The sequence below is a fragment of the Flavobacterium sp. FG139 genome (assembly GCF_057809695.1).
The window spans coordinates 1-1,270 of record NZ_JBMDKL010000042.1 but is presented as its reverse complement, the minus strand read 5'-3'; the positions used below and the strand labels follow the sequence as shown (position 1 = coordinate 1,270).

The following is a 1,270-nucleotide window of genomic DNA, read 5'->3' as shown; positions in this document are numbered from 1 at the left end:
AATTAAATCCAACTAATTGTGATACCGCTACGGTAACTATTACAGTAACTGCAGCAACAATTGATGCAGTAAATGATACTTATAATGTTTCTTGTTCTAACATTGGTTTATTAGGAAATGTATTGACTAATGATACACTTAATAACAGCCCAATAAACCCAAATCAAGTAACCTTTAACTTAGTAAGTGGATCGAATCCAAATATTTCTATTGATGCTAATGGAAATGTATCATTATCAGCAGTTGGTTCATGTGGATCGTACACATTTACTTATCAAATTTGTGAAGTTTTAAATTCTTCAAATTGTGATACAGCTACAATTACTGTAACTATTACTGATACAGTACCTCCGACATTTACAGTTCCTTCAACAATTACAGTTAATGCTGGTGATAATTGTATTGCAAATCTAGATCCATCAATCACAGGTAATGTGACCAATGTTTCTGATAATTGTGATGCTAACCCTACTGTAAATTATACTGATTCTCAAAATAATGCATCTTGTTATGGTAACAATAATCAAGGTACTGTTAACGCTGGAAACGGTAATTATTATTACTTTACTGTTTCTGGTCAAGATAATGCAACAGCTAGTAGTATAGAAAAATTAGCACTTGCATTTCAAACTAATCAAGGAAAAGGTAGAGCTGAATTTACACTAGTATCACCTAGTGGTCAGGCTGTAGTGTTAGTTGGACCTTACTGTCAAGGTGGATTCTGCGAAGATTCAAATGCTAATACACAAGAATTATATACACCTGTTTTCTACCCAACTAGTTCTGGCTATCCACAATGGAATAATGCTAATAATATAGCACAAAATAGTATTGTAAATGTTACTCCAAATGGTGCTTTAACCTCACCAAATACAATAAATGGTGTGACTGGATATGTATCTAACTTTGAGAGTTTGACAGGACCTATGAACGGTACTTGGTTTATTTACTCAAGAAAACAAGCTAGTGTGAATGGTAGCATTCAATTCAATAGTGTTTGCTTGACTCCTAAAAACACATGTCCATCTAATAAAGTTATTACTAGAACATGGACTGTAACTGATGCATGTGGTAACACTGCAACTGCAACACAAACAATAAATGTAAAAGATACAACGGCTCCAACATTTGTGGAAACTGTTCCTGCTAACGTAACAGCTGAATGTTCTAACGTTCCTGCGGCTGCAACACTAACTGCTACTGATAACTGTGGTGCTGCTACTGTGACTTTCGCTGAAGTAACAACGGCTGGTGCTTGTCCAAGTGCTTA

Annotated in this window: 1 pseudogene; it reads left to right on the top strand. The window is 35.0% G+C overall.

Annotated features, from left to right (window positions below):
- Positions 1 to 1,270, top strand: a pseudogene (locus ACODSI_RS15015) (hypothetical protein); the annotation flags it as partial.